This window comes from Microbulbifer guangxiensis (assembly GCF_021729075.1).
Classification (GTDB): domain Bacteria; phylum Pseudomonadota; class Gammaproteobacteria; order Pseudomonadales; family Cellvibrionaceae; genus Microbulbifer; species Microbulbifer guangxiensis.
Window position 1 is genome coordinate 195294 of record NZ_JAJSAQ010000004.1, and the last position, 26308, is coordinate 221601.

General features: G+C 59.8%; 18 protein-coding genes. 6 read left to right on the forward strand and 12 right to left on the reverse strand.

Annotated features, from left to right (window positions below; translation table 11 throughout):
- Positions 1–112: 112 nt before the first annotated feature.
- Positions 113–2317 carry an MltF family protein gene (locus LVD12_RS10445; protein ID WP_237067653.1) on the reverse strand — a complete coding sequence of 735 codons (2205 nt, stop codon included), beginning with the start codon at positions 2315–2317 and terminating at the stop codon, positions 113–115.
- Between the two features lie 28 nt (positions 2318–2345).
- Entirely contained in the window at positions 2346–2597 is a 252-nt protein-coding gene (locus LVD12_RS10450; protein WP_237067654.1) for a hypothetical protein, read from the reverse strand.
- Positions 2598–2726: 129 nt separating this feature from the next.
- On the opposite strand from LVD12_RS10450, the gene LVD12_RS10455 reads away from it, so the two are divergent.
- On the forward strand, positions 2727–3656 hold the full coding sequence (locus tag LVD12_RS10455; protein WP_237067655.1) for a transglutaminase-like domain-containing protein: 930 nt from the start codon (positions 2727–2729) through the stop codon (positions 3654–3656).
- A 363-nt stretch (positions 3657–4019) separates the two neighbouring features.
- Here LVD12_RS10455 and LVD12_RS10460 read toward each other — a convergent pair whose 3' ends face one another.
- Positions 4020–4703 carry a hypothetical protein gene (locus tag LVD12_RS10460; protein WP_237067656.1) on the reverse strand — a complete coding sequence of 228 codons (684 nt, stop codon included), beginning with the start codon at positions 4701–4703 and terminating at the stop codon, positions 4020–4022.
- 309 nt (positions 4704–5012) lie between these two features.
- Positions 5013–6542: a collagenase gene (locus LVD12_RS10465; RefSeq protein WP_237067657.1), complete on the reverse strand. Its 1530-nt coding sequence runs from the start codon at positions 6540–6542 to the stop codon at positions 5013–5015.
- 263 nt (positions 6543–6805) lie between these two features.
- Here LVD12_RS10465 and LVD12_RS16175 point away from each other — a divergent pair, with 263 nt between their 5' ends.
- Positions 6806–9562, forward strand: coding sequence for a M1 family metallopeptidase (locus LVD12_RS16175; RefSeq protein WP_305080530.1), 2757 nt, complete (start codon positions 6806–6808; stop codon positions 9560–9562).
- A gap of 470 nt (positions 9563–10032) precedes the next feature.
- Here the strand turns inward: LVD12_RS16175 and LVD12_RS10475 are convergent, their stop codons facing one another.
- The 3 genes from LVD12_RS10475 to LVD12_RS10485 form a co-directional block, all read right to left on the reverse strand.
- Positions 10033–11508 (reverse strand): tetratricopeptide repeat-containing sulfotransferase family protein, encoded by a 1476-nt coding sequence (locus tag LVD12_RS10475; RefSeq protein ID WP_237067658.1) that lies wholly within the window; start codon positions 11506–11508, stop codon positions 10033–10035.
- A 63-nt stretch (positions 11509–11571) separates the two neighbouring features.
- A complete protein-coding gene (locus LVD12_RS10480) occupies positions 11572–13950 on the reverse strand; it encodes a TonB-dependent receptor (protein ID WP_237067659.1) in 2379 nt (792 codons plus the stop codon).
- Between the two features lie 144 nt (positions 13951–14094).
- Complete coding sequence (locus LVD12_RS10485) at positions 14095–14949, reverse strand: carbon-nitrogen hydrolase family protein (RefSeq protein ID WP_237067660.1); 855 nt, start codon at positions 14947–14949, stop codon at positions 14095–14097.
- 180 nt (positions 14950–15129) lie between these two features.
- Between LVD12_RS10485 and LVD12_RS10490 the strand changes: the two genes are divergently transcribed.
- On the forward strand, positions 15130–16530 hold the full coding sequence (locus LVD12_RS10490; RefSeq protein ID WP_237067661.1) for an MFS transporter: 1401 nt from the start codon (positions 15130–15132) through the stop codon (positions 16528–16530).
- Between the two features lie 105 nt (positions 16531–16635).
- Here the strand turns inward: LVD12_RS10490 and LVD12_RS10495 are convergent, their stop codons facing one another.
- The 5 genes from LVD12_RS10495 to LVD12_RS10515 form a co-directional block, all read right to left on the reverse strand.
- On the reverse strand, positions 16636–18441 hold the full coding sequence (locus LVD12_RS10495; protein WP_237067662.1) for an aminotransferase-like domain-containing protein: 1806 nt from the start codon (positions 18439–18441) through the stop codon (positions 16636–16638).
- Positions 18442–18550: 109 nt separating this feature from the next.
- Positions 18551–19141: an HdeD family acid-resistance protein gene (locus tag LVD12_RS10500; RefSeq protein WP_237067663.1), complete on the reverse strand. Its 591-nt coding sequence runs from the start codon at positions 19139–19141 to the stop codon at positions 18551–18553.
- A 187-nt stretch (positions 19142–19328) separates the two neighbouring features.
- Entirely contained in the window at positions 19329–20642 is a 1314-nt protein-coding gene (aptA, locus tag LVD12_RS10505) for an omega-aminotransferase AptA (RefSeq protein ID WP_237067664.1), read from the reverse strand.
- A gap of 90 nt (positions 20643–20732) precedes the next feature.
- Positions 20733–21938, reverse strand: coding sequence for a dipeptidase (locus tag LVD12_RS10510; RefSeq protein ID WP_237067665.1), 1206 nt, complete (start codon positions 21936–21938; stop codon positions 20733–20735).
- 73 nt (positions 21939–22011) lie between these two features.
- Positions 22012–23457, reverse strand: coding sequence for an NAD-dependent succinate-semialdehyde dehydrogenase (locus LVD12_RS10515; RefSeq protein ID WP_237067666.1), 1446 nt, complete (start codon positions 23455–23457; stop codon positions 22012–22014).
- 171 nt (positions 23458–23628) lie between these two features.
- On the opposite strand from LVD12_RS10515, the gene LVD12_RS10520 reads away from it, so the two are divergent.
- The 3 genes from LVD12_RS10520 to LVD12_RS10530 are packed head-to-tail and all read left to right on the forward strand — an operon-like array spanning position 23629 to position 26306.
- Positions 23629–24546: a LysR family transcriptional regulator gene (locus LVD12_RS10520; protein WP_237067667.1), complete on the forward strand. Its 918-nt coding sequence runs from the start codon at positions 23629–23631 to the stop codon at positions 24544–24546.
- A gap of 59 nt (positions 24547–24605) precedes the next feature.
- Positions 24606–25334 (forward strand): PhnE/PtxC family ABC transporter permease, encoded by a 729-nt coding sequence (locus LVD12_RS10525; RefSeq protein WP_237067668.1) that lies wholly within the window; start codon positions 24606–24608, stop codon positions 25332–25334.
- Positions 25335–25391: 57 nt separating this feature from the next.
- Positions 25392–26306, forward strand: coding sequence for an alpha/beta hydrolase (locus tag LVD12_RS10530; RefSeq protein ID WP_237067669.1), 915 nt, complete (start codon positions 25392–25394; stop codon positions 26304–26306).
- Positions 26307–26308 lie beyond the last annotated feature (2 nt).

Here is a 26308-nt window from a genome sequence, read left to right on the forward strand (position 1 = left end):
ACAGAAAGAAGACCAAATAACCACCCCGGCAAGAGGGAAGACGCAAGTTCGTCCATGTGGCCGCACGCCACCGGCAAGCCCTGTTGCCGGTCGGCCCGGCAACGATGACGGATCAGAGAGACTGATTACCCAACTGCTCTTTACGCGCAACCGAGAGGTAACCCAGGTAGCGATCGCGGATCTCGCGCACATAGTTGACCGGTTCGCGGCCGCGCACATAACCAAATCGCGCCTCACGGTAATACTCCGGTTTGGAGAGCAGCAGCATCGCTTCCTCTACATGCCCGAACCAGCGATCGGGATCCTTACCCAGACGCTGGGCGAGCTTCCGTGCGTCGCGCACATGGCCGTGGCCGGCGTTATAGGCCGCGAGGGTAAAATAAATCCGCTGGTCAAAGTCGAGACGGCGGGGGAAGCGATCTTCCAGCCACTCCAGGTAGGAGATTGCCGCGCGAATATTATTTTCCGGTTGGTAGAGATTGCTGATACCCAGCTCCTCTGCGGTACGGGGCAGGACCTGCATCAGCCCCCGGGCACCGGCAAAGGAACGGGCCTGCGGATCGAACTGGCTCTCCTGGTACATCTGCGAGATCACCATGCGCCAGTCCCGATCCACGGCAGAGGCATACTCGCGCACGATAGGGTCATAGGGCGACAGGCGCTTGGCGCTGCGGAGACGCTCTTCAAGGGGAGTCTGCATGCGCTTACTCTCCCTGAAATACTTGTTGTAGGTAACGTTGAAGAAAAGCCCACGATACTCGGCGTTGAGGAACCCGTTCAGTTTCTCCAGCAGTTGCGCCTGGTCGCTGCGAACTGCCCAGGCGATATCCTGCTCGCCAGGCAACCGCCCGACCACAGCGAAATCGTCGCGATAGGTCCGCTCGATGTCGACCAGATGGGAGTCGGCGACGGTGAAGGGATAATCGCCCCGCGCCACGGCATCAATCAGGTATTCGGTCGTCGCGCCCTTGACGGGGACAAGCTCGAGGGGATTCTGTTGGCTCTGCGCCAGCACCTGCAGATTATCGCGATAGCTGGTCAGCGGATTCACGGCAACCCGGGCCCCGGCGAGCAATTCAGCGGCGGGGAGAACTGTGGCACCAGAGCGCGGTTCAGCGGCAATGATCTGTTCCTCAACCTGCATATAGGGACGGGTGAATACGAGCCCCTGCTCCTTGCGAGTCTCCGTCACCGTCAGGGATGCGGCAATCATATCGCCGAGCCCGGCGTTCAGCGCTTCTGCCAGGTCCACGTCCGGACCGGGCACCACCATACTGAGACGCAGGCCCTGTTGCTCGGCGAAGTGTTTCAGCAGGTCGTAGTCGAAGCCCATCAACTCACCCTTCCACATGAAGTAGGAGGCGGGGTGGTTTCGGGTCAGCACACGCAGCGTGCGACTTTCCTCTATATGGCTCCAGTCGCGCAAGGGACGTTCCCGCAGCTGCTCGGCAATCAGGTGTTCCTCGGTCAGGAATTCATTCAACGCCTGTTCAAGGTTTGGGCTCTCCTTTCGCACGGCCCACGCGATGGCTCGCTGGGTATTCAGTGTCTCGCTGACCCTGAGCTGCGGATAATACGGTAGCAGAACATCAGCCAGGTTACTGTCCACCACAGTCGCAGGGTACTTCCCGGATGCCACTGCACTCAGCAGGCGATCGTGATCCAGCGGCTCGTCCAGATAACGCACCTCGAAGCGCCCCTTCCCCTCCACATCCTGTGCGGATTCATGCTCATGTCCAGCCGCCGTCAGAGTCTGCGCAAAAGCGCTGCCCCGACGCACAGCTACCAGCAATGGTTTTGTCTCATCCCGCTCTGGTGCGGCGTCAGCACGGGTGACCAATAATTCACGCACATACTGCAGGGGACGGGTAAAAGCGACCTCTTCGGCACGGGCCCTGGTACTGGTGAAGTTAATAGCAATAACGTCACCCCGCCCGTCTTTCAGAGCTGGGACAAGATCGTCAAAACCCTGCACATAGACCCACTGCGGCTGCAGGCCACGGCTGCGGGCAAATTTCTCGGCCAGCTCACGCCATGTGCTGCTGGGCAAGCCGTCACGCGGCAGGGACAGGTCAGTCATGCCAACAGGGGCCAGCAGCCGCAATACGCCACGCTCACGAATGGCACTCCAGTCACCGCGCTCGATATAGTTTTTAAAAGTCGCCGGATCAGCCTCCGGTTCTCCCCGATCAGGGCCTGCAACGGCCTGTTCGTCATGCTCGACCTGCCCGACATCGCTGTTGTCGCCCTCACAGGCAGCGAGGGCGAGAGCGAAGCTCAACAGGATCGTATACAGAAGATTTTTGGGGTCAGTCACAATGTCGCCTTTATCTTTCTTGGTGCATTCACTCCCTGTCCATTAATGCACTACGGGAAAAATTGTGCAACGTCTCACAATTTTCGCGCCAAAACTCAACCGGAATAATTTCAGCACTGGGGCTCATCGGGAGAGGAAAGATGACCAGAATTTCTTCGTCCAGATCTTCACCTGCCCGCTCTCGGATATCACTGAGAAAAACCTTGCGCTGAATCTGACCGAAGATACGACCAGTGAAAACTCGCGTTTTCCTATCGCTTTCACCACAGGTCGCGCTCACCTGTCAATCCATCGACGACTGACAGGTTCCATCAGCCATTGATCTGCTGATTCCGTGCATTCACCGCTTCGCCGCAACTTTTACCGGGGCATCCGCAATCTTATTGATGCACCACAGGGAGATCTCGATATGGTTCGGCTGATTATTTTTCTTATTGCAATACTGCAAATGGCCTGCGCATCGAATAGTGCGCTCCGGGCAAGCCAGCGAGCAGGCATTGATCCCGATATATTACTCAGGGCACCGGGGCTGGTTATCGGCGAGCTGTCTGAGGAGCAGACCACAGTCGATGATCTCTTTTACCTCAGTGACTCCATGCGTCACTACCTGAAGATAACCGCAAAGGGCAACAATCCCGTAGAGCGAATGAATGCGGTCCTGGCTGATTTACGCTCCCGGGGAGCACATTTCGAGTACGAACTGAATCGCACCACTTCTGCATCTGAAGCATTCGCCCAGCAGCGGGGTAACTGTGTATCCCATGCCGCAATGGTCGTGGCCATGGCTCGTCATCTTGGCCTGAAAGCCTACATAAACCAGGCGCAGCTCAATGCCGGCCAGGAAATTTCGGAATCTGGGAGTGGCGTCCCCTTTCGACAGCGAATCTCACATATCAATGCGGTGGTGGTCATCGACGATCGACCATTCATTATCGAGCCGGGCTATGGGATCTACTTTGGCAAGTATCTGCATCGATTGAGTGATCGCGAGGCCAGATCTCTGTATCTCAACAACCTTGCCATGGAAGCCATGTTACAGGATGACCTGAGCCAGGCCTTCGCGCATATCCGCACAGCCATCCGGCTTGACCTTGACTCCAGTGTCCTCTGGGGTGGACTGGGGACGATCTATCGCCGTATGGGAGAGGAGAGGCTGGCCGAGCAGACTTTTCTTCACGCCCTCAACCTCAACCCGGGGGACAGTGTGGCACAGCATAACCTGGAGCTGGTCAGGGCCAGCCTGCGTGAGGAAGCGACTTATGCCGATGCCGGCCTGGTACGAGCTGTCCCCGGCGGCGCCACCCACAGGCAGGAAGAAATCCATCGACTCCGCGACTGAAGAATCGGTTAATAAGGTGAACACAACGGGTATTTTTCCCTGGATCGCACTCTCCGGCAATGGCAGGGCGCACCGAAACTCCAGGTAGGCCTGCACCACTGCCGAGGGCGTCTGCAGTTGAAGTTCTCCATTGCTCAAGCCCGATCATAGCGTTTACTCACACGTCGTCTTTAATTCCGAGACCTTGAAAAACTGCGATTGCTCGATTTACAGGCTGTCAGTTTTCTACACTAGATCAAACCCTCGCACGACCGGAGCCCACTAACGCCAATGCATAGAAATCTCCAGCCTGCTGATGGAGCTTTGGCGACACGCACGGAATCTGCCGCGTCAAATCACCCTCAATCATGCCTGCCCAGCGTTTCAGGGACTCTGCAGCGCCTTGTACTCCGCAACCACGTCATCGTAGTAGTTGCTTCCCCAGTCATTCGGACGAGGAAACAACTCCCAGTTTGTCACTGCCGGAGGCCTCGAATTATCGAACGGTCCGAAGCCGCGCAAAACCCTCTCCGCTTCCAACTCCCTGTACAGCCGCTTTGCGCGCCTGTGAATTTCCATTTTTTCCTCCGGGGAGAATGAAAGGTCAAACTGGCGCGCAAGTGCCAACCCCGACCGCAAGACGTCGCGATCGCCACGCAAATAGCCCAGTTCGTACAAGGCAAGAGCCTCCATGAAGTCCTGTTTGCTCTCCGGGGAGTGGGGGTCCTCATGATTTAAAGCTGCGCCTTCTGCCCGCAATGCCGCACCGGCTATCGCCCGCGTCGAGCCGATCACAATCCCCTCGCGCCATAGTTCATGTGTCTTATCAGGCAATTGCCCTGAGGCATCTTCGGTAAAGCGACCTTCAATGTAACCATGAACCAGAACGGAACTCGCAAGAAGATCCCCGCCAGCAGCGAGAGCCTCAAGGACTTTCACATCATAACTTGCATAGCTTTCATGATCGGCCGGGGTGAAGTATCCACGCGAGCGCTTCCAGGCCAAATTCTCTTGTAGACGCTTTAGTCCATCCGGAATGGCTTCGTTTTGGGCACCATTGATTGGCAAGACCGCCCCCTCACCAACCCCCTCTGGATCCTCAGGTACTGCTTCAAGCGCACGAGCGGGGGATGCATTCTGTAGGAAGTCCGCAGCGGGCGTAAAATAAAAAAACTACACACCAGCACTGTTGTCACAATGCTGGTAAAGGCGAGCAGCACAACTTTTTTGCTTCCCGCCGGAATCTCCCTCTCGCTCCGGTTGCTTTGCGACATACGAATTCCCTGTCATTGGATTGGCATTCAAGCTAACACAAAAAACGCCCGGCTCTTTCGAGGCGGGCGTTTTTCGTCAACTTCGCAATCTTCCCAGGCGCTATCAGCCTTCCTTCTGGGCCAATGTGGAGATCTTCTTTTGCTCCACTTCACCACGCATTTCCGCCAGCATGTCCTTGATCTGCCGATACTGTTCCTCATCATTGAGCTCCATCAGCAGAGGCTGGGCAACCTCAGCGAAGTACTCGGCATCCTTTTTCTCATAGAGTTCCATTGCCAGCCACTGGGCAATATGAACCTGGCGTGGCGCACGCAGGTAGGCCTGCTCCAGCATTTCCAGGTATTTTTCCCGCGGGTAGTCGAGCATTTCCATGCTCATGGCGAGGCCATACCAGTGCGAAGCGGTTTCCTCATCGTTGTTGACCAGGTGTACGAACTTGTCCCGGGCTTTTTTCAACTGATCGCGGTCCCGGTCTGCACCCGGCGTCATTATCTGGCGGTTCAATAGCAGCCACGCATCGGCCTTCTGGAACCAGAACTTGTTGCGATCCTGCATCGGTATCGTGGACAGCAGCTCCTCGGCAAAGTCGAAATCCCCTACCTGGATGGCCGCTTCCGCATAACTGACAGTCAGTTCAGGGCTCTCGAGCCCTTCCGCCTGGGCGTATTGAAGCAGTGCTCCCAGCCCTTGCGGGTTGTAGCCCGACATCACCAGGAAGCGTGCCACCTCGGTCACCGCATTGCGGGACGACAGTTGCTGCAACCTGGGTTTTGCCTCCTCGAAATCCGCCGGTATGACCCCACCAGCCATCTCGAAGCTGCCATCCTGGAACAGTGCGTTGTAACGATTTTCCACTTGATCCAGGGTCACACCGAAGGCCTTCTCCAGCGCCTGCACGGGGTCATCGCCACGGTTGTAGGCCTTCACGTACTCCCTGAACTGCTCCACCTTGCCACTTTCCATCAGCAGCCAGTGGGTGAGCATCCAGCCACTGGCATAGACCCGGCCCTTCTCTTCATCCGGTGTGGTGACCACCGTCGCCCGCAGCAACTCCTCCAGCGGCATCGGCGCGGTATAGATCAGGGTCAGGGCCCGCTCCTGGGGAATGGCGCCCAGCTGGTAACTTCCCGGGGAGGGGAAGGTCATGGTCGACATGAACTCGGCAAATCCCTCACTGTACCAGTAGGGGTAGTGCACGGTGTTGCCGTTGTAACTCAGGTAGTGGGTGTACTCGTGAAACAGAAATTCACGGGCCTTCAGCTGGCGCTTGCCACTGCGACCATCCAGGTTCACCAGCGCATAGCTGCCCTCAGCAGTGGTATCGAACAAGCCATTGGTGATTTCCGCCAGCTCTGGTCCCACCAGTCCGGCATAGGTGGTGCGGTCAGCCGCCGCATAGATGGTGAGTTTCTTGCCTCCGTCCTCTGCACCAAGCAGCTTCAGGGCAACGGCGCGGTAGCGCTCCAGGTCGCGGGCAAGGGTATCGATGGCTTCCGGATCACCATTGGTGACGATGCGAAAGTTCTCGGTGTCCACCTGATACCACGCATCGTCAGCCAGCTCCCGGGCACTGCAGGCAGAGAGCAAAAAGGCAGAACAAATTACCAACAGTGCGAGCGTTCGAGAAACCATATTCTGACCACCAGGGTTTGTTTCTTCTTAGCCGTCCCTGGCTGCAATGAAGCCCACACATTACAGGTTTTAATTGATCAAAAAAAGAACAATTTTAGACCAGAACTGCATATCCAACTGACTTTTCCTGACTGCTGCCCGCTTTCGGGTTCTGCCTTTTCCTGGGTGGATCCGGCGCCACTGCCGGCTCCCACCGGCAAGAAGTTGACCGGGCAGTTAGAATCAATTGTGTTGTTGATGAAGTAAGCAGTAAAGAAAGCCCCATGATGTACTCCGCCCTGCGCAGCCTGCTGGCGCTGTCGATATTGGCCCTGCTCGGCTGCAGTCCCGCCGACGAAGCGGGCACCCCCTCCGGAGAAGAGCAGGTGCAGGTACCCACACCGGCACCGCAGCAGGCCCAGCCCGAAGCCCCCGCCAGCCCGCCGGCCATCCCCGAGGAGCCCCCCGCTGGCCGGCTACCGGAAGGGATCACTCCAGCCGCCTATCGCCTGGACCTGCTGATCGACCCACGCCAGGATACGTTCTCCGGCACTGTCGAAATCGATATCGAGTTGTCGTCCGATGCCGGCCATATCTGGCTGCACGGCAAGAACCTAGAGGTCGCCTCGGCCACTGCGATCGTGGATGACGGCAAGACAGTGGAAGCCCGGTATGAAGAGGTACTGGACAGCGGCGTCGCCAAAATCAGCTTTGCCGAACCGCTGCCCCGGGGGAAATTTACCCTGCGCATGACTTACAGCGCACCGTTCGATCGCAACCTGGCGGGACTGTTCAAGGTTGAGGAACAGGGCAATGCCTATGCGCTGGCCAAGTCCGAGTCGATCCAGGCGCGCAAATACCTGCCGGGCTTCGACGAGCCCGGTTTCAAGGCCCCCTTCGATATCAGCCTGACCGTGCCGGCCGGCTATGCCGCCATCAGCAATGGCCCCGAACTGAAGCGTGAGCCCGCCGGGGAGGGGCTGGAAAAAGTCACCTTCGCCACCACGCGCCCGACGCCCACCTACCTGCTGTCCCTGTCAGTGGGGCCTTTCGACATGGTGGAGCGGCCGGCCATCCCCCCCAGCCAGTACCGTACCAGGCCCATTCCGCTGCGCGGTTTTGCCCGCCAGGGGCGGGGCCAGGATATGCGCTATATCCTGGACATCACCCCGCGCATGGTGGAAATTTTCGAGACCGAGCTGAGGCGCCCCTATCCGTTCGAAAAGCTGGATATCATCGCCGCTCCCCAGTGGCCCAGTGGCGCCACGGAACTCTCAGCTGCCATCACCTACCGGGAGCAGCGTATCCTGGTGGGCGACAACCCGGCGCCGGGTGCGCGCCTGGCCCTGCTGCAGATCCACGCCCACGAGATTGCCCATATGTGGTTTGGCAACCTGGTCACCCCACCCTGGTGGGATGACCTGTGGCTGAAAGAGGGTTTCTCCACCTGGGGCACACCACTGGCCCTGACCATCCTCGAGCCGGACGGCGGCCACGAGCTCAACGCCGCCGAGGAAGCCATCAGCGCCATGCAGCTGGACTCCCTCGCCAGCACCCGGGCGATCCGCGAGCCGATCGAGGACAACAACGAGATCCGCAACGCCTACGACGCCATTACCTATGACAAGAGTCTCGGCGTCATCCACATGGTGGACCAGTATTTTCGTCCAGAGAAATTCCGCCCGGCCCTCGGCCGCTATATCGAGGCTTTTGCCGATGGCGTGGCCAGCTCCGAAGATTTCTACCGGGTGATCGGCGAGGAAACCAATACCCCGGAACTTACCGAGACGTTCCGCAGCTTCGTCGAGCAAAAAGGAGTGCCGCTTCTGAATGTCACCCTCGAGTGCGGCAACGGCGCCGCCCAGGTCAATATCCAGCAGCAGCGCTACAAACCGCTGGGCTCGCCCATCGAGAGTATCGACACCCGATGGACCATTCCCGTGTGCCTGCGCAGCGACGCCGGCCATCAGTGCGTAATGATGGATGAGGCAGAGCAGACACTGGCCATCAGCGGGGGCATCTGTCCCGAGTGGTTGCTGCCGAACGCCAAGGGCAGCGGTTACTACCGCTGGACGCTGCCGCCACAACAGTGGCAGGCGCTGCTGGACAACTTCCCCGAACTGACGCCCACGGAAGCCCTGTCCGTGATCGACAGTGCCTTCGCTGCTTTCGAGGCCGGCACCTTGCCGGAAAGCACCCTGATCGCCGTGGTGCGCAAGTCCGCTGCTTCGCAGCGTCGTCAGGTTGTCACGGCTCCACTGGGCTACCTGGAAAAATACCGCCGCAACTATCTGGGTGGGGAGGTCGGTGATGAGCGATGGGAAGCCTTCCTGGGCTTCCTGCAATCGCTCTACCAGCCGGTGCTGGATCGTACCGCCGGTAGCAGTGACAACGACGACAAGCTGCTGCACAGTGAGCTGCAGGGCTTTATGGCGCTGGTGGCCGGTGACCCTGCGATCAGGCAAACCCTGGCCGACAAGGCCATCGCTTTCACCGGCTTCAAGGGTGAGCCGGATGCGGCGGCACTGGACTCCGACCTCTACGAAGCGGCTCTCACCGTCGCCGTGCAGGATGCAGGCCCCGATTTCCTGCCGCACCTGGTGAAGTTCCGCAGGGAGGTGGACGATCCACGCTTCGAGAATGCCAGTGCCAATGCACTCGGTGGCAGCAATGACCCCGGGCAGTTGGACGCCATTCACCAGCTGGCACTGGGGGACAACATCGGCCCACGTGAAGCCTTCGGGCTGCTGCAGAATGCGCTGGCCCAGCCCGCAGTCAGGGACCGACACTGGCAATGGCTGCAGGCGAACTTCTCCGCAGTGGTGAAAAAAATCCCCGCCCAGTGGCGGCGCCGTACCCCCAGCTTGGCCAGCAGCTTCTGTGAGCCGGAAAAGCTCACTCAGTTGCAAAAGCTATTTGAGCAACATGGCAAACTGACCCCCGGCTATCAGCGGAGACTGGATCAGACCGGTGAGCAGATACAGCTGTGCATCGCTCAGAATGAGCAGGGTAAGGCGCTGGTCAATGCGCTGATGGAATGAAAAAGTGTACGCTGGATGCCGGCGTTTGCCGGCATGACGCGTTTTATTCCGCTATCCCGAGCTTGATCCGGGATCCAGCCGACGCCCGGAGGCCACGATCGGGAAACTGGATACCGGCCTGCGCCGGCATGACGAGCTTTATTCCGTCATCCCGGACTTGATCCGGGATCCAGCCGACGCCCAGAGGTCACGATCGGGAAACTGGATACCGGCCTGCGCCGGTATGACGAGCTTTATTCCGTCATTCCGGACTTGATCCGGGATCCAGTCGACGCCCAGGGGCCACGATCGGAAAACTGGATACCGGCCTGCGCCGGCATGACGAGCTTTATTCCGTCATCCCGGACTTGATCCGGGATCCAGCCGACGCCCGGAGATCACGATCGGGAAACTGGATACCGGGCTGCACCGGTATGACGAGCTTTATTCCGTCATCCCGGACTTGATCCGGGATCCACTCTCCGGCGCTCTCAGTCCACTTCAATGCCACCGGCGCGCAGGGCCTCTGCCAGCGGCGCCAGCTGCTCCTCGTAATTGCGCCAGTGAGCGACCGCACGCTTGTATAGCGGTTGTCGCACCTGGGCAGAACTCGCAGTGGCGACGGCACTGCGGTTCTTGTGAAACTCCCCGCAGCTGGCCTCCCACTCCATACCCGCCGTGTTCACCAGGGCTCGGGCCTCCGGATCGAACTCCTGCACCAGTTTTTCATAGGACTGGAGACGGACCCGATCCCCAAGCACTTCCTGCCAGTGCCGCTTGAGACGGTCATAGGCGATGTAGTAGGCCGCCAGGTCTTCAAAGCTGTAGGAGAAGGGGTAACCCATCTTGAACAGGGTCTTGTACATGGCAAAGCAGGCATCCAGTGGATGCCGCTCCATCCAGATCATACTGGCACCGGGCATTGCCCGGGCAATGAGGCCGGCGTAGAGAAAATTCAGTGGCGTTTTGTCGATATGCTTCCCGGCACTGGAATCAAAGTTCGCCAGACGCCCGAGGTAATGATCTGCGATGGCTTCAGGCGCCCAGCGGGCTGTCTCCGCCACCAGTTGCTCCTTGGGCAAACTGCGCCCGGCCATCACCATCAGCGACATGGGCAGGTCGGTAATTTCACCAAAACTGTCGCACCGGCTGTGGCTGGAGAGAATACGGTCGACCAGGGTGGTGCCCGAGCGTGGCAGGCCGAAAATAAATACCGCCTCACGGCCCCTTTCCGGATCCGCATTGCTGGGCCCAACATTGCGGTGGTGTTCAGCTATCAACGCCAGCGTCTGCTGGTCGGATTCAACGCGGTATTTCAGCATGGCACGCCGGCCATCAGCACCTGCCTGGAAATGGAGGAATGCCTGCTGAAATTCACCGATATCTTCGAATTCCTTGCCCATTGCATAATGCAGTTTCAGCCGCTCCATCGCCGGCAGGCGCTGGTTGCGCAGGGTCTCCTGCAGGCGCCCGATATGGTTGTTATCCACTGTCACCCGGCGTAACCCGCTGAGGATAAGCTGGGCCTGTGCATCTGCCGGGTCTTCACTTACAAGGTCTTCCAGTACCTGTTCCGCTTCTGCCAGTTCACCGGTGGCCAACAGGTTGACACCCAGGTTGTAGCGAGCATCGCGGTGGCCATTCACCGCCAGTGACCGATAGATCTGTACTGCTTCCACCTGCCGCTGGACCAGCGCATAAAGTTCGGCACACAGCCCCAGATGACAGTCATCTCCGGCGGAAAGCTGCAGATAGTGATCGAGGAGGCGGTTGGCCTCACGATGCTCCCCCACATAGATCAGAGTACGGATCGCGAGCGGGAGCAGGTCAGGATGATCCGGAACCTCACGGATTGCCCGTCCCATGATTGCGGCAGCATCGCTGAAGCGGCCCCGCTTCAGCGCATCGTTGGCACTGTGAATGAATTCCGCGGGCTGTTTGTTTTTATTGCTCTGTTCCGCAAGCATGAGGCATTCCGATAATAAAAAAGGGGCGCACAGCGCCCCAAGTTATAACAGCAAACGAGAGACTCAGAAAGTGATGCGCACGTTCGCACCGAGGGTCCTCGGCATGGTCAGGAACTGCTTGGAGCCATTGCCGAAGTACTGCTGGGCCGGATCCGTACCCATGTATTCCTCTTTGAACAGCCCGGTAGTGCCTTCTTCATTGGCGAGGTTCTTGGCAAACAGCGTTGCGGTCCACCAGTCGCCGGCCAGGCCTACATGGCCATCCAGCAGTGAGAAACTATCCAGTTCGGCCGCGAAGCGGGCGCTGTCGCTGGCAGCATTGGTCGCATCGGACTGGTAGTAGGCAGCGAGGCGGCTGACAAACTCGACATCTCCGGCACCGATAGGCGCGCGGTAGTCCAGCGCCGCAGTGAAGGTGCTCTCTGGTGTGCCGGGCAGGCGGGTGCCGGCACTGGCGATGGGCGCCGAGTATCCCGGTGGGGTAAAGTCGGAATCCAGCTCCGCGTTTACGTAGGCATAGCCAACGGTGTAGCTCAACTGCTCACTGAGATCACCCTGCAGCTCCAGTTCCACACCGGAAGTACTGGCAGCTTCGGCGTTGCCGACCGCATAGAAGCCCCACCAGCGGGAGGCAGTATTGACCTGAACGTTGTCCCAGTCGACCGCGAATGCCGCGACGGTATAGCGGAAGGCATCGGTGCTGCCCTTGATGCCCAGCTCGTAGTTCAACACGGTATCCGACTCATACACTGTCCAGCCAGGATCCTCACCGAAGAAGCCGGAAGTTGGCACCGCATTGGAACCACCGCGACGGTACCCCTCAGAGATAGTCGCATAGGCCATGGTGTCTTCGCTGATATCGTAGGAAGCATTGACCTTGAACAACACACCGTCATCTTCAGTGACGTTTGCATCGCGAAGAATCGGGAAAATCGCGCCCGGGCCATAGGCGGGGAAGTCCATGTACACCGAGGATTCATATTCATTATCGAATTGCCGCGCTCCCAGGGTCAGGTGCAGCGCATCCAGATGCCAGGTGACTTCGCCGTAAAACGCCAGTTCGGTGAAGCTGTCATCGCGGGCATAGTCCCAGTCCTGGTCACTGGCGACGATACCCGGTCCCCAGGCTGCATCCGCCCACTGCTGGAAGCCACGCACGTAGCTCTGCTGGGCGCCGGCAGTTTCCTGATCCATATAGAAGGCGCCGACGATCCAGTCGATATTGCCTTCGGTATTGGAGACCAGGCGCAACTCCTGGATAAAGGCACTGTCCTCATACTGGCGCACTGCCTGCGCCATGGGCCGGTTGTAGTTGTAGTAATAATCCGCGATCCAGCCATTCTGGGCATAGAAACCGGTATTTTCCGAGATGGAATCGCCGGTATGATCATAATCGGAAGTGGAGGATGTCAGGGTGGCAAAACCCAGATCCACTTCCGCCTCGAGGCTGGTCAGGCTCGCCTCACGGCTGGAAGGCTCCAGCTGAATGGAGCCGTTCTCATAATCATCGTACGTCTGGCCCCAGCCATCCTGGCCGACAGTCTGCTGACGGCGACCACCGATGTCGTCCTGCTGGGTCATGTGGGTCAGCACTACCTCGGAAGATTCCGTGGGGCGCCAGAGTGCAGCGACCTTGCCGTAGGTGATTTCCACGGTATCCGCATCCTCGACCGACTTGTAACTGGCATCCGCGGCGAGCACGCCATTGGGTGCCGCCGGAATACCATTGCCATCCAGGCGGTACACATTCACGTAATCGACGATACCGGCATTGTCGACGAAGCCACCGGAGGCACGGATGGCAAAGTTGTCGGAGATGGCAAAGTTGGCCACCACATCACTGGAGTAATTCAGCCCATCAGAGCCAGCAGTGGAGGAGATACCGGAATTGATATCGGCCGAGAAACCCTCGGTGCTCGGCTTGCGGGTGATGTAACGCACGGTACCGCCCAGGGAGCCGGAGCCGTAGAGCGTGCCCTGCGGTCCACGCAGCACCTCGACCCGTTCCAGGTCCTTGAGCAGGAAGTTGGCATACACCGGCGTGCTGTTCACGTAAGTGGAGACCGTCGGCGCTGCCGCTACCGAATAATCCCCCAGTGCCGCGCTGTCGACGTTGAGACCGCGGATCATGATGCCGTTGATCACCCCGGAGTTGCGGTTGCCGCGATCGACGACAGCCACACCCGGGATATTACGCATCAGCTCGGCCTGCTCGGTGATCTGTGCCCGGGTCACATCCTCACCGGAGACGGCGGAGATGTTGTAGGGCACATCCTGGATGGTGGTTTCACGGCTGGTGGCGGTGACGATGATTTCTTCCATCATCTCCGCATCCTGCGCAGTGGCGATCTGGGGCAGTGTCAGTACATAACCGGTGGAGACGGCAGCAACCGCAGTCGCCAGCGACTTTTTGCTGAACCCCTTGTGAGATTGCTCTTTCATGGTTCCCTCTGCTCTTTTGCTTTCCGGCCGTACTGCGCCGTTTTATGTTATCGGACTATGACTATCGCGCGTACACTCGAAAAAAAATCAGGGCCAGCCAACGCGCACTGACTGGTCCAGGAACTTCAGTCGACAATCAGCATTTCATTCCGGCACCTTGAGTACACCCAGCTGCCGGTAGGCTGCAGACTCGGCGCCCGGCTCATATTGCGGGTAACGGACCTTGCCGTCGCGAAAGCTCTTCAGGGTCTGGCCCAGGCCCTTCATGCCCCGCTCGCGGACCCGCGTCACTTTGTCCAGGTCCACCTCGAAAGCGATGATTTCTTCCTCCACCGACGCCTCATGCACCGTCTCCCCTTCTGGGCCAACGATGATCGAGCGGCCCACGCCCTGCGCGCCGCAGGAGTTCACGTCCACCACGTAACACTGGTTGGTGATGGCGCTGGCGCGGACTAGGGAGAGCTCATCGAGGCGGTCGATGGTGTCGGTCTTGGTGGGGTGAATGATGATCTCGGCGCCAAGCCAGGTAAGGGCGCGGGTAGTTTCCGGGAACCACATGTCATAACAGATGGAGACCCCGAAACGACCGACTTCCGGAACATCAAACACCACGAACTGATCGCCGCCGGTTACGCCCTTCTCGTAAGGCAGGAAGGGATAAATCTTGCGGTAACGGGCGACCACTTCACCCTCAGGGTTGATGACCGGCGTGGTGTTGAAAACCGCGCTGCCGCACTTTTCATACATGGACCCCGGCACCAGCCAGATACCCAGCTCCCGTGCGCTGCGACAGAAAGCCTGCTCCTCCGGCGATGGCAGCTCCCGGGCGTGTTGCACTCCCACGCCGCGCAGGGCCAGTTCCGGCAGCACCACCATCCGCACCCAGGGAAAGCGAAGCTTGGTTTTCTGGATCCGCTGCAGCAGCAATTCCAGGTTATCTGCCTCGGCCAGCTGCAGCTGCAAGGCCGCGATTCCAAATTGTTTGCGTGGATTGTTCATCGCCTGAGAATTCCTGCCTGTGACTACCGCCTATCAGGTGCCCGTTGGACTCCCGTGTTTTTTTGGTCTGGATGCATCTTGGCGGAATGCCCATCAAGCCAATAGGTCCAGATTGGCCCGAGCCATGAGTCCAATCCGTTTTTTGCGGGATTGCGGTAGGCAGGCAAGTCCGTTGGTACCATGGCTGCTGCGTATCTGGCCCTATCAACACCCGCTCAATCCGTTAGCGTTGCGCCAAGTAATGGGAATACACTGATCTCTCACGGCTGCCGTCGGGCGGTAAAAAGGGGGAGGTGTCCATCAATAACAGAGCAGAGCCCAGCCGGAGACAGAATGAGCGAAAATGCAGAGAGCTTGATCGACCGCGGTGAATTCAACACTGCGAAGGGAATATTTACCGGCGTACCAACGGTGAACGCCCAGGGCTGGGCTGCCAGCATACTGCTGGCTTTCCTCTCCTCAGCGGGCCTTTACTACGTCAACATCGCCCCGGTCATCTCCAATGCGCTGATGTCCGGCGCAGGGCTATCGGCCGCAGAGTCCGGGGACATCCTTTCAGCCAACTTCTTTGGGGCCGCACTCGGGGCTTTCGGCATCACTTTCCTGATTCGGTTTATTCCCCGCTGGAAGCCCGCTGCCTGCGCACTCCTGCTGTCATCCATTGGTCTGGATCTGCTGACCATTTCTTTATCCGCCCCGGAGTCACTGGTTCCCCTGCGCTTCCTTCATGGGGTGTTGGGCGGTAGCCTTGTGGGACTGGGCTTTGCGGTCATCAGCCGCAGCGGAATTGCCGGTCGCGCGTTCGGGATGTTGCTCGCAGTGCAGTATTTGGGTGGGTTCATTGGCATTATCACCCTGCCGTCGCTGGTACCCCAGTTCGGTGCTTATGTCCCCTTCTATGCATTGATTACTTTCAGCACCTGCACACTGTTGATGGTCATCTTCCTTCCGCCCTACCCCTTGCCTGCCGGCAAATCCACGCGTTCTATCCTGCCGAAGAAGCTTGTTCTGCCAGTCACGCCAATCCTGCTGACGCTTCTGGCACTGTTCTGCTTCCAGCTGGCCAACATGGCGCTGTTTGCATTTATTATCGACCTGGGGCATGCCTTTGGCCTGACGCCCGGCTATGTCGACCTCACAGTAGGCTGGGCGAGCTTCATCGCCATATCGGGAGCCATACTTGCGGCACACACAGGCGATCGCTATGACCTCACCCGTCCTTTGATGATCGCACTGGTTGCAACCGTGGCAGGTATCGCCTTGTTCCTGGCCAGCGCCAGCCCGCTCGCTTTTTTCGCCGCCAATGTCATCACCGGCATTACCTGGGCTTTCTGCGTGGCCTACCTGTTGACGATGGTGTCTCGCTTTGATGCTGCCGGACAAATGGGTGCGTTTGGTGGCTTTGCGTCGAAGATGGGACTGGCATCCGGGCCTGTCATTGCAGGCCGGCTGCTCTCAGGAGGGGCTGACTACTCACAGCTCATCATCCTGGCATCTCTGCTGCTGCTGGTTTGTTTTGCCGCTTTACCGGCAGCGACCAAACTGGATCGCGCCCGGAATATCAGCGCTGCAGAAATCTAACGATTACGTTCCCTGAAGCTTTTGCTGCGCGGCCGTGGGAAGCATCACGGCCCTCACCCCCAACAGGAGTGAGGGCCGGGCATTCTGCGGCCGGAACCAGGGCATTTATTCCCGCGCGAGAATCCCGGTATCGATCAGCTGGCCACTCTCGCCAAACCACTTGATCAGGTGGCCGTCGACCACCACGTGGAAACTGGCGGCACGCCCGTAGGACCAGTTGCGCCACTGGCGCACCCACATATCGCCGTTCAGCCACCAGCGGCCCGTATCCGTCTCGTCCACATCCACGTCATTGCGGGCATAGCCGAGCAATGTGCCATCTTCCATCACCTGCACCCGGTAGGACTCCCCCAGCGCATTGGTGCCAAGCAGCACGGCACCGGGGAATTCCCGCTGCAGGTCGGCGGCGTAGAGCCGGCGGCCGCGGGCAGTGGCCAGCGTCTCCTCTCCCTCGGAAACCTCACCGTTGATCAGCTGAGCCAGGATTCGCACACCGGCCTCGATCCGATCTGCCTCGATGGCGGCATAGCCGAGGCGCAGCGCGTTGTATTCCCGCACCACCTCCAGCAGCAGGCCCTGCTGCTCGGCCTCCTTTTGCACCTGCTCGGCACTGACATGGTCGGGTAACTCCAGCCAACAGGCAGTGCCGGAACTGGCGCGGCGCGCCTGCAGTTTCGGCAGGTGGTGCATCAGTGCCTCGCCGAGCGCGGTCCAGCGTTCCCGCAGCTGTCGGGTGATACGGAAAATGGCGGCATCCAGGTGACCGGAGGCAATAAATTTGGCCAACAACCGCTGGTTGATCGCCGGCACCCGCTCCCGCAGCGTATACCGCAGGGCGCGCAATCGCTGGATTACCGGCTTTGGTGCCACCACAAAAGCCACCTGCATCCCCGGATCGATCACCCGCGGCAGCTGGTACAGGTAGATGACCGATTCCCCACCGCCAAGACTCTTCAGCGGCGGCAGGGGGTTACCGTGATAGCAGAACTCATGATCGCAGTCGTTTTCGATTACCACCGCCCCCTGCCTGGCCGCCCCCTGCAGTAATTGCCGACGGCGCTCGAGGCTGGTGGTGACTGCAGTGGGGTTATGGGCACTGGGCTGCAGGTACCAGCAATCGCTGCTCTCCAGTTTATCCCCCAGCAGAGGCCCGTCAGCATCCTGGGGCAGCTCGCGGATGCCGGCGCCAGTGCGACGGAAGATCTCCTCGGTTTCGCTGCAGCAGGGCATGACCATGCCCAGGTTGCGGTTATTGCCCAGCAATAGCTGGCCCAACAGATAGCAGGCCTGGGGCAGGCCACTGGCCAGCAGGACCTGGCCCGGGTCGACGTAAATCCCCCGACGGGGCAACAGGCGGGTGCAAATCTGCTCCACCAGCTGCCGGTCATCCTCGTTGTCGCCCAGGGTTGCCCACTGGGCCACTTCACGACCGGTGTAGATATCGCGGGTACACTCCCGCCATTCCGCGCCGGGAAACAGCCGGGGATCGTATTCGTTACTGACGAACGGAAAGGGATACTGCAGCCAGTTGGCAGGGCGCACCCGCAGTGCACGGCGACTGACGGAAACCGGGTTGCAGTGCTCACGCCAGAAACTGCGATCGCCGTCACCACTGGTCGCGGCTGGCAGCGCCTCACTGTGGCTGATCACACCCTGCTCGCGCACGGCACTGCTGACAAAGAAACCGCTGCGCTCACGGGTAGTGAGGAAACCGTCGTCCACCAGCTGCTGATAGGCGAGTACGACAGTGTTGCGGGCTACACCCAGCTGTTCCGCCATACGGCGTGAGGACGGCATCCGCTGCCCGGCGGGAATACTGCCGGACAGGATACCCTGGATGATTTTTTCCCGTATCTGGGACTGCAGGCTCTTTTCCGCCTGTGGGTCCAGTACGATCAGCGATTCGGCCATGGGGGGCTCGCGATAGTGCAGGACAACCGCTCCCGCGTGATGGGCGTCTCAAATTATTGTGTTGTGATGATGCCCCCAAGCCGGTCACCATGGCAAGCCGACGTCCGGCTTACGGCTTGTGTTCTGCCTCTTCGAGGCGCTTGCGCACACGAAAGGCAAGCCAGCTCAATGGCAGCCCCAGTGCGATGGCATAGGCGCCGATCAGCCACACCAGGGCCAGGGCGCCGGCACCGGGATTGACCAGGATGGCGATACCGAACAGCACCGACAGCATGCCCGCGGCAATCAGCAGCCATTCGCCCTGAATTTCCTTGCGCAGGCTCACGGCGCCGATGATCTCGAACAGCCCACGCACAAGTGCCCAGGCACCGATAAAGATCACCAGCACCAACCCGGTGATCTGCGGATACATGAAGGTGATGATCCCCGCCGCCACGCTCACCAGTCCCGCCAGGATCAGCCACCACATCGGCGTGGACCTGTGCCGGCCTTTCACGGCAGCGATCAGCGCGATGAAACCATCAATAAGGGCATAGACCCCGAACAGGATTACCAGGGTCAGCAGGGTAAGGCCGGGCCAGACAAAGGCCAGCAGGCCGAAAACCACCGCGGCAATACCGCGCAACAGCAGCAGCCACCAGTTTTCGGCCAGTACGCTGAGTATCGGCCGGTTGGGCAGGGGATAAGGTTCGGCAGGCATCGGGGGGCTCCGCGTTACATAACCCAGATACCCGAAGTGTAGACGGCGGCGCCAGAATCAGCGGCTAGCAGATGCAGAGCGGCCCGCGACCGCAACCCAGTCGACTCTGCAAAGACTGGAATCACGATCGCGGGCCACGTGTTTTGAGTGTAGACACGGGCAGACCCGCCAGTCCACCCGATGGGTCTTACGCCATGGACTTGATCACGCCGCGCAGCTTGTCGACGATGGCGTCGATTTCATGCTCCTCGATAATCAGGGGCGGGGACATGCACAGGGCATCACCGATACCGCGGGCCATCACACCGGCGTCCCAGGCCGCGGCAGAGGCCTTGGCCCCGAATTTGCCTTTCAGTTCCGCCGGCGCGCGCAGCTCGATGGCGCCCACCAGACCGTAGTTGCGGATATCGATCACATTGTCCAGATCCGCCAGGCTGTGCAGGGCATTCTCCCAGTGCTTACCGATATCGCCGGCAGCGCGGGTCAGCAGGCCCTCGCGCTCGTAGATATCGAGAGTTGCCATACCGGCGGCACAGGCCACCGGGTGCGCCGAATAGGTATAGCCGTGGAAGAATTCCACCATGCCTTCCGGTGCCGCATTCATCACGGTGTTGTAGATATGGTCCTGAACGAATACCGCACCCAGTGGCACCGTGGCATTGGTGATGCCCTTGGCAGAAGTCATCATATCCGGGGTCACATCCCACTCGATGGAAGCGAACGCGGAACCGGTGCGGCCCCAGCCGGAAATCACCTCATCGAAAATCAGCAGCAGGTCGTGCTGGTCACAGATTTCGCGGATGCGCTTCAGGTAGCCCTTGGGCGGCAGCACCACGCCGCCGGCACCGGAGAAGGGCTCGATGATTACCGCAGCAATCTGGTCAGCACCGTGGAAGGCGACGAGGCGCTCCAGGTCTTCCGCCAGCTCCACGCCATGCTCGGGCAGGCCGCGGCTGAAGGCATTGCGCTCGATATCCAGGGTGTGGCGCATATGGTTGGCTTTCACCGGCTGGCCGAAGCTTTGGTAGTTGGGCGCAATACCACCCACGGAAATGCCACCGAAGTTCACCCCGTGGTAACCCTTCTCGCGACCAATAAACATGGTGCGGCTGCCCTTGCCACGCGCGCGCTGATACTGCAGAGCGATCTTGAGGGCGCTCTCCACCGCCTCGGAGCCGGAGTTGCCGAAGAAAACTTTGTTCAGGCCATCGGGGGTGTGTTTTACCAGTCGCTCGGAATATTCAAAACTCAGCTCATGGCCGAAGTTGAAGATGGAGCTGTAATCCAGCTTTTTCGCCTGCTGGTGAATTGCATCGGCAATTTCAGAGCGGCAGTGACCGGCGTTGGAGCACCACAAGCCAGCGGTGGCATCGATCACCTGGCGACCGTCTTTGGTCATCAGGTAAATACCTTCGGCGCGCTCGACGATACGCGGCGCGGCCTTGAAGCTGCGGTTCGGGGTGAACGGCATCCAGAAAGCATCGGTTTTCATTTCGGACATTGGCTTTGCTCCCGTCAATCTATTGTCATTGTCTTTAAATGTTCCAAAGGCGGATTACCGCCCGGATGGTATTCAATATGAGCCTGTCACTCAGGCTTCGACTGCCTGCCACACCCGCTTGAGGTTGCCGGACAGGATCTTGCGAATTTCTTCTTCGGTATAACCGCGAGCCAACAGCCCGGCGATCAGGTTCGGATAACTGGCGACGTCTTTCAGGCCTTCGGGCAGACTGTCCCCTACACCGTCATAATCAGAGCCGATACCGATGGCATCAATGCCAGCTATCACCTTGATATGGTCGATGTGATCCAGCACCTGCTCCAGAGTCGCGAATGGGAAAGGATGCTCTTCCTCAAAAGCGGTCATATGCGCTTTCACCCGCTCGTCAGCCTCATCCTCGATACCCATCGACTGCATGAAGCGTTCCTGCTCCTCGTCTTGCGCCTGCCAGTTGGCGAGCGAGGCCTGACTGACAAAACTGCTGCCAAAGTTGACGAAAATCACTCCACCATTGGCCGCCAGCTCTCGGATCATTTCGTCGCTCATGTTCCTCTCAAAGCCCGGGGTAAAATGACGGGCCGAAGAATGGCTCGCGATCACCGGCTTCTCGCTCACCTCCAGCACATCGTAAAACGCTTCATCGGACAGATGGGAAACATCCACCATCATACCCAGGCGGTTCATTTCCTTGACCACCTCACGCCCAAACTCTGTGAGCCCACCGGCTGGCCGCTGATCATCGTAGCTGGAGTCGGAGAGGTGGTTGCTGAGAGAGTGAGCCAGCGTGATATAGCGCACCCCGCGGTTATAGAAATGCTCCACGTTGGCCAGCTCACCTTCGATCGGAGAGCCGTTTTCCATACCCAGGGGCAGGGAGATCAAACCCTGCTCGAATTGCTGTTCCACATCTTCCCACGAGGTGGCAATGGCAAACTTGTCCGGTGCGCCGGCGACCATTTTTTCCACCAGGTCGATCAGCGCATCCGCCTTGGCTTTGGCGCCACCCTCCCGCTCCAGTTCCGCGGGAGTGTAGATGGACATAAACGGTGCGTTCAGCCCACCAGCCATCGCACGCGGATAATCGAAATCGCCGCCCGCTGTCGCCTGGCTGACATCCTCATAGTGCTCAACCAGCCGATAGGGTACGTCGACATGGGTGTCGGCAATGATGGTGGTGCGGGCGACCTCCCTGGCGCGATCCAGGTAATCGTCTATCGCATGTTTCGTTATCTGTCGCTCCCCGCCACAGGCCGCCAGCAGCACAGTAGCCAGCACCACCGGTGTGAATCTCTGCATTTCCCTTCCCCTGTCCATTGTCCACCACTGCCAAAGAGGCCTTGTGCCGCCCCCGGGGAGGCGGCAGCTGTCATCAGGCGCCGAAACAGCAGTACTTGGTTTCGTAAAACTCTGCCATGCCTTCGACCCCACCCTCGCGGCCGATGCCGGATTCCTTGCTGCCACCGAACGGTGCCACCGTGGTGGAGAAGACGCCCGCGTTACAGGCCACCATACCGTATTCCAGCGCTTCCACCACCCGGTTGGCGCGGCGAATGTTGTCGCTCATCACGTAGGCAGCCAGGCCGTAAGGGGTGTCGTTGGCGCGGCGGATCACATCATCCTCGTCGGTGAACTTCTGCACCGGCGCCAGCGGACCGAAGATTTCCTCGCGGGCAATGCGCATGTCATCGGTCACCCCAGTAATCACGGTGGGAGCAAAATAGTTCTCGCCCTGGGCCAGGAAGTCACCGCCCAGCTCGACGGTTGCACCGGCGGTAACGGCGTCCTGCACCAGGCCCGCCACCCGCTCGGCGGCACGGCGGTGAATCAGCGGGCCCACGGCCACCCCTTCGTCACAGCCGTGGCCGATCTCCAGCTCGGCCACGGCCGCACGCAGTTTCTCCACGAATACATCGTGGACGGCTTCGTGTACGTAGATGCGATTGGTGGACACGCAGGTCTGGCCGGCGTTGCGGAACTTGGTCGCCACGCAGGCGCCGACCGCGGTATCCAGGTCGGCGTCGTCGAACACGATAAACGGCGCGTTGCCGCCCAGCTCCATGGACATCTTCTTCACCCCGCTGGCGCACTGGGCCATCAGGATCTTGCCCACGGCGGTGGAGCCGGTAAAGGTGAACTTGGCCACCTGCGGGTGCTGCGTCAATACCTGGCCGAGGGCCGGGGCGTCGGATCCCACCACCATATTGATGGTGCCGGCGGGCAGGCCGGCGCGGGTGGCCAGCTCACAAAGGGCCAGGGCCGACAGCGGCGTCTCCACCGCGGGCTTGATCACCACGGTACAGCCGGCAGCCAGTGCAGGCGCGGCCTTGCGGGTGATCATGGCATTGGGGAAGTTCCACGGAGTGATACAGGTCACCACCCCCACCGGCTGACGGATGGTCTGCAGGCGCATGGCCGGATTGTGGGTGGGGATGGTCTGGCCGTAGGCGCGGCGGCACTCCTCCGCATACCACTCGATATAGGAGGCACCGTACAGGATCTCACCCTTTGCCTCCGCCAGCGGTTTGCCCTGCTCGAGGGTCAGGATCCGCGCCAGATCGTCGATGTGGTCCAGGATCAGCTGGTGCCAGCGTTTCAGCACCGCTGCGCGCTCGGCGGCGGTCTTGCTCTTCCAGGCAGGGAAAGCCGCAGCGGCGGCCACCACGGCATCCTGGGCATCGGCGGCGCTACCATCGGCAACTTCCGCCAGCAACTCACCATTGGCCGGATCCCGCACGGCGATTCGGGTGCCACTGTCACGCCAATCACCATTGATATAGTTCTGGGTTTTCAACAACTCTCTATCAGCCAACTGCATCTTTGGGCTCCCTGTATTTATTGACCTCTACCTCAATAGCGGAGATTCTGAGGCCGGATACCAGTGGGGAATAGTCATTTTTCTCCAACTAAAATTTACCATTATCAAACTTTGTTCTAAGCTCGACTTTCATGTGGAAAAGGCCGGCTCAGGCCGCTCTGGAGTGCTGAAATGAGTGGGAAGAGCGCCCTCGGTGGGCGAATGAGCGATATGGACCTGCGCCTGTTGCGGGTCTTCCGCGAGGTAGTGCGGGCAGGCGGTCTGGCACCGGCAGAGGTAGCGCTCAACATCAGCCGCTCCACCATCAGTCTGCACCTGTCGGACCTGGAAGCTCGCCTTGGCATGCAGCTATGCCTGCGCTCCCGCGGGCGCTCGGATTTCAAGCTGACCCCGGAGGGGGAGGCCCTCTACCAGGCGATCAATGATCTGGACGGTCACCTGGCCGCCTTCAAGAGCCAGGTCAACGCCATACAGTCCCAGCTCACCGGCAGCCTGCGCATCGTGCTGCCCGACGATGTGCTGGAGATGCCGCAGCTGGACCTGCCAGCCACCATCGCCCGCTTGCGCGAGCGCGCCCCGCAACTGCAGCTGGATGTGCAGCTGGCGGCACCGCAGGAACTGGAGCTGGAGATCCTCGCCGGCCGCGCCGATGTGGGCATCAACCCGCTGCACTCGCACCGACCGGGACTCGAGTACAAGCCGCTGTTCCTGCACCAGTCGCGCCTCTACTGCGGCAGCCAGCATCTGCTGGCCAATGAGGCAGAAGTGAGTGAGGAGTTACTCACCGAACAGGAGCTGGCGGCCCCCAGCCACGCGGTCCTGTCCGGCGCTGCGCACCTGTACCGGCTGTTTCCATACAAATCCACCGCCAACCATATGGCCGCACGCCTGGCGATGTTGCTGTCGGGCAAGTTTGTGGGCTTCCTGCCGGAGTACCTGGCCCAGCGATACGTGGACACGGGCCAACTGGTGGTCCTTTGCCCGAATCGCTTCCACTACCAGATCCAGAACGCCGCCACCTTCAAGCGCAGCGCGGCGGAGCACCCGGCGGTGCAGCTGTTCCTGAAGGCCCTGGTAATCACTCCCTGAACCCGGGCCTAGTCTATTCGCTGCGCTTCTGGTTTCGGGCAAAACTGCTCTGGCTGCTGGTGCCGCTGTCGTTCCTGCTACGGCCAGTCTCCGGCCAGTGGGATGGTGACAGTATCCGGCTTTTTCTATTGGACTGCATACCGGCGCCACTGCGGGAGGACTGGGCTCTGGAAAAAACCCAGCGCTGGCTAATGTGGCTCGGGGAACAGGCCGGTACGGGGGTCTGGAATACCCTCCTGCTCGCCCAGGTGGTGCTGGTGTTGACCGGCCTCTTTGCCCTGCTCGGGTCCACCATGAATTCCTCGCATTTTGTCAGCGGCTGGCGACGGCGACTGGGGGATGGCTTCCTGCTGCTGTTGCGATCCCTGCCCGAATACCTGCTCAATTTCATCTTCCTGATCATTCTCGGGCCGTCAATGTTACCGGCGATCATCGCCATGACGTTGCACAATGGCGCCATCATCGGCCACCTGCTGGGCAAGCACAGCGATGAGTTGGCACCGGCAGTCATGGATTCCGGCCCGCTCAGCCGCTTTGCCTATTTCTATGTGCCGACGCTGTACCAGCGCTTCCTCGCCTACTGCTTCTACCGCTGGGAAATCATCATCCGCGAGACCGCGATGCTGGGCGTACTGGGCATTCCCACGCTCGGTTTCTATATCGACTCCGCGTTTGAATTCCTGCGCTTCGATGTGGCCCTGATCCTGATCGCCGTGAGTGCCAGCCTGACCCTGGCGGCGGATTCCATCGCCCGACGACTGCGACTGCGTTTTATTCCCGTACAATAAGCGCCATTCAATTCCGCAATTCCCTTTATCCACTGCAGGCTCTACAGGCAACACAACATGCAGAAGCTGTTTCTCTTCGTTATCTTCCTGATACAGGCTCAAACTGTCATGGCGATGGAGGTCTCCGCCGGGAAGCTACAGACCTTGCCCCCGTTCGAGTTTGACGGCATCGCACCCCGCCCGGTGCATGTGTGGCTTCCGGACGGCTACCCGGGAAAGGCGCCTTATGCGGTGCTGTACATGCACGACGGCCAGATGCTGTTCGACGCCAACACTACCTGGAACAAACAGGAGTGGGGCGTGGACGAGGCTGCCTCTGAGCTGCAGGCATCCGGGCAGACGGTGCCGTTTATCGTGGTCGCGATCGAAAATGTAAGTGAGACCCGTCATGGCGATTACTTCCCACAGAAAGCGCGCGCCCTGCTGCCAGCCACCGAGCGGGGCAGGGCGCATCCGTTCAACCAGGCAGAACTGCGGGCGGACCGCTACCTGCAATTCCTCCTTGGCCAGCTGAAGCCTTACATCGATAGCCACTTTGAAGTCGCCCCCGACCCGGAACATACCTTCATCGCCGGCTCGAGTATGGGCGGCCTGATTTCTCTCTACGCGCTGCTGGAATACCCGCAGATCTTTTCGGCCGCTGCTGCGATCTCCACCCACTGGCCCGGCATCAAGCCGGAGGATGACCTGCCAGTGGCCGCTGCCATTCGCGCGTATGTCGAGCGGAACCTGCCGCAGCCGGGCCAGCACCGGATTTATTTCGACCATGGCACCGAGACTCTGGATGCGGTCTATCCGCCGCTGCAGGAGAAAGTTGATGCCATCATGCGCGCGGCCGGTTACGAGAGTCCTGCCTGGCAGACGCGGGTATTCGAGGGCCATGCCCACGACGAAAACTCCTGGCAGGCCCGGCTGGCCGAGCCCCTCCTGTTTCTGATGGGGCGGGACCAGTCATCAGGAGCGAAGCGATAAAC

What these genes read in the sequence shown, in the direction of transcription:
- LVD12_RS10455 (WP_237067655.1), top strand. Translation starts at nt 2,727, where the DNA reads ATGGTTCGGCTGATTATTTTTCTTATTGCAATACTGCAAATGGCCTGC.
- LVD12_RS10465 (WP_237067657.1), bottom strand. Translation starts at nt 6,542, where the DNA reads ATGGTTTCTCGAACGCTCGCACTGTTGGTAATTTGTTCTGCCTTTTTG.
- LVD12_RS16175 (WP_305080530.1), top strand. Translation starts at nt 6,806, where the DNA reads ATGATGTACTCCGCCCTGCGCAGCCTGCTGGCGCTGTCGATATTGGCC.
- LVD12_RS10475 (WP_237067658.1), bottom strand. Translation starts at nt 11,508, where the DNA reads ATGCTTGCGGAACAGAGCAATAAAAACAAACAGCCCGCGGAATTCATT.
- LVD12_RS10480 (WP_237067659.1), bottom strand. Translation starts at nt 13,950, where the DNA reads ATGAAAGAGCAATCTCACAAGGGGTTCAGCAAAAAGTCGCTGGCGACT.
- LVD12_RS10485 (WP_237067660.1), bottom strand. Translation starts at nt 14,949, where the DNA reads ATGAACAATCCACGCAAACAATTTGGAATCGCGGCCTTGCAGCTGCAG.
- LVD12_RS10490 (WP_237067661.1), top strand. Translation starts at nt 15,130, where the DNA reads ATGGCTGCTGCGTATCTGGCCCTATCAACACCCGCTCAATCCGTTAGC.
- LVD12_RS10495 (WP_237067662.1), bottom strand. Translation starts at nt 18,441, where the DNA reads ATGGCCGAATCGCTGATCGTACTGGACCCACAGGCGGAAAAGAGCCTG.
- LVD12_RS10500 (WP_237067663.1), bottom strand. Translation starts at nt 19,141, where the DNA reads ATGCCTGCCGAACCTTATCCCCTGCCCAACCGGCCGATACTCAGCGTA.
- aptA (WP_237067664.1), bottom strand. Translation starts at nt 20,642, where the DNA reads ATGTCCGAAATGAAAACCGATGCTTTCTGGATGCCGTTCACCCCGAAC.
- LVD12_RS10510 (WP_237067665.1), bottom strand. Translation starts at nt 21,938, where the DNA reads ATGCAGAGATTCACACCGGTGGTGCTGGCTACTGTGCTGCTGGCGGCC.
- LVD12_RS10515 (WP_237067666.1), bottom strand. Translation starts at nt 23,457, where the DNA reads ATGCAGTTGGCTGATAGAGAGTTGTTGAAAACCCAGAACTATATCAAT.
- LVD12_RS10520 (WP_237067667.1), top strand. Translation starts at nt 23,629, where the DNA reads ATGAGTGGGAAGAGCGCCCTCGGTGGGCGAATGAGCGATATGGACCTG.
- LVD12_RS10530 (WP_237067669.1), top strand. Translation starts at nt 25,392, where the DNA reads ATGCAGAAGCTGTTTCTCTTCGTTATCTTCCTGATACAGGCTCAAACT.